This window comes from Pseudomonas sp. NPDC085632 (assembly GCF_044541255.1).
Classification (GTDB): Bacteria; Pseudomonadota; Gammaproteobacteria; order Pseudomonadales; family Pseudomonadaceae; genus Aquipseudomonas.
Genome location: NZ_JBITSX010000100.1, coordinates 1 through 3,204, shown reverse-complemented (window position 1 = coordinate 3,204; position 3,204 = coordinate 1). Strand labels below are relative to the sequence as shown.

Sequence of the window (3,204 nt, the reverse complement as noted above, 5' to 3'; positions counted from 1 at the left end):
CGTCAAGACCTTGCGCGCTTTGACCATTTTTGTCACTGCCGCTCAGCACGAACCCAACCTTCATGTAGAACTGATTACGGCGCTGGCGCTCCTGCCCTTTCTGCCTTTCGCCACAGCAAACTCCTTGAGCAACTGAGCCAGAAGGTTCCAGCTGTCAGTGGCCTGTATGCTGAATTCGCTCACTTCGCCGAAGTCACCGGCGTCCTGACCGGCGACGAACAGCAGGTGCTAGCGCGCCTTCTGAAGTACGGCCCAAGCGTTCCGGTACAAGAGCCGACCGGTCGTCTGTTTCTGGTGTTGCCGCGTTTCGGCACCATCTCGCCATGGTCGAGCAAGGCCAGCGACATCGCCCGCAACTGCGGCCTGAGCAAGATCCAGCGTCTGGAGCGCGGTATCGCCTTCTACGTGGCCGGTCAGTTCAGCGAAGCCGAAGCCCAGCAGATTGCCGACGTGCTGCATGACCGCATGACCCAGATCGTGCTGGCCAATCTCGAACAGGCCGCCGGTCTGTTCAGCCACGCCGAACCGAAGCCGCTGACCGCGATCGACATCCTCGGTGGCGGACGTGCCGCGCTGGAAAAAGCCAACACCGAGCTGGGCCTGGCTCTGGCCGAAGACGAGATCGACTACCTGGTCGACGCCTTCAACGGCTTGAAGCGCAACCCGCACGACATCGAACTGATGATGTTTGCCCAGGCCAACTCCGAGCACTGCCGCCACAAGATCTTCAACGCCAGTTGGGATATTGATGGCGAGAACCAGGAAAAAAGCCTGTTCGGCATGATCAAGAACACCTACGTGATGCACAGCGAAGGCGTTCTGTCGGCTTATAAGGACAACGCCTCGGTGATCGTCGGCAACGTCGCCGGCCGTTTCTTCCCGAACCCTGAAACCCGCCAGTACGGCGCGGTGCAGGAGCCGGTGCACATCCTGATGAAGGTTGAGACTCACAACCACCCGACCGCGATCGCCCCGTTCCCGGGCGCGTCGACCGGTTCCGGCGGCGAGATCCGTGACGAAGGTGCAACCGGCCGTGGCGCCAAGCCAAAGGCTGGCCTGACCGGTTTCACCGTGTCGAACCTGCAGATCCCGGGCTTTGAGCAGCCGTGGGAAGTGCCGTACGGCAAGCCTGAGCGCATCGTTACCGCGCTGGACATCATGATCGAAGGCCCGCTCGGCGGCGCCGCGTTCAACAACGAATTCGGTCGTCCGGCCCTGACCGGCTACTTCCGTACCTTCGAACAGTCGATCACCACCCCGCACGGTGACGAAGTTCGCGGTTACCACAAGCCGATCATGTTGGCTGGCGGCATGGGCAACATCCGCGAAGAACACGTCAAGAAAGGCGAGATCGTCGTTGGCTCCAAGCTGATCGTCCTTGGCGGCCCGGCGATGTTGATCGGTCTGGGTGGCGGCGCCGCTTCCTCGATGGCCACCGGCACCAGCTCGGCGGATCTCGACTTCGCTTCCGTACAGCGTGAAAACCCTGAAATGGAGCGTCGCTGCCAGGAAGTCATCGACCGTTGCTGGCAACTGGGTGACAAGAACCCGATCAGCTTCATCCACGACGTCGGCGCGGGTGGTCTGTCCAACGCCTTCCCGGAGCTGGTCAACGATGGCGACCGCGGTGGCCGTTTCGAACTGCGCAACATTCCAAACGACGAGCCGGGCATGGCCCCGCACGAAATCTGGTCCAACGAATCCCAGGAACGTTACGTTCTGGCGGTCGGCCCGGAAGACTTCGCGCGCTTCCAGGCGATCTGCGAACGCGAGCGTTGCCCGTTTGCCGTAGTGGGCGAGGCGACTGCCGAACCGCAACTGACCGTGACCGACAGCCACTTCGGCAACAACCCGGTGGACATGCCACTGGAAGTGTTGCTGGGCAAGGCCCCGCGCATGCACCGTTCGGTGGTTCGCGAAGCGGAACTGGGCGATGACTTCGATCCGTCGAACCTCGACATCACCGAGTCCATCGAACGCGTTCTGCATCACCCGGCCGTGGCGAGCAAAAGCTTCCTGATCACCATCGGCGACCGCACCATCACCGGCCTCGTGGCCCGTGACCAAATGGTCGGCCCGTGGCAGGTTCCGGTGGCCGACGTTGCTGTCACCGCCACCAGCTTCGACGTTTACACCGGTGAAGCGATGGCGATGGGCGAGCGGACTCCGCTGGCTCTGCTGGACGCTCCGGCGTCGGGCCGCATGGCCATCGGCGAAACCCTGACCAACATTGCTGCTTCGCGTATCAACAAGATCTCCGACATCAAACTGTCGGCGAACTGGATGTCGGCTGCCGGTCACCCGGGCGAAGACGCGCGTCTGTACGACACCGTGAAAGCGGTCGGCATGGAACTGTGCCCTGAGCTGGGCATTACCATTCCGGTGGGCAAGGACTCGATGTCCATGGCCACTCGCTGGAACGACAACGGCGAAGAAAAAACCGTGACCTCGCCGATGTCGCTGATCGTGACCGGTTTCGCGCCAGTGGCTGACATCCGTCAGACCCTGACCCCGGAACTGCGCATGGACAAGGGCACCACCGACCTGATCCTGATCGACCTCGGTCGCGGTCAGAACCGCATGGGTGCTTCGATCCTTGCGCAGACACACGGCAAGCTCGGCAAACACGCACCGGACGTCGATGACGCTGAAGACCTGAAAGCCTTCTTCGCGGTGATCCAGGGCCTCAACGCCGACGGTCACCTGCTGGCGTACCACGACCGTTCCGACGGTGGTCTGCTGACCTCCGTGGTGGAAATGGCCTTCGCCGGTCATTGCGGTCTGAGCCTGAACCTCGACGGTCTGGCGGAAACCACCGCCGACATCGCCGCCATCCTGTTCAACGAAGAGCTGGGTGCAGTGATCCAGGTTCGCCAGGACGCCACGCCAGACATCCTCGCGCAATTCAGCGCGGCCGGTCTGGGTGACTGTGTGTCGGTGATCGGTCAGCCGATCAACAATGGCCAGATCAACATCACCTTCAACGGTGACACCGTGTTCGAAGGCCAGCGTCGTCTGCTGCAGCGTCAGTGGGCCGAGACCAGCTACCAGATCCAGCGTCTGCGTGATAACGCCGACTGCGCCGAGCAAGAGTTCGACGTGCTGCTGGAAGAAGACAACCCGGGCCTGAGCGTCAAGCTCAGCTACGACGTCAACCAGGACATCGCCGCGCCTTACATCAAGAAAGGCATTCGCCCACAGGTT

General features: G+C 62.0%; 1 pseudogene. It reads left to right on the top strand.

The features are described 5' to 3' along the window. Positions 1 to 84: 84 nt before the first annotated feature. Positions 85 to 3,204 (top strand): annotated as a pseudogene (gene purL / locus ACIF4X_RS29095) (phosphoribosylformylglycinamidine synthase); the annotation flags it as partial.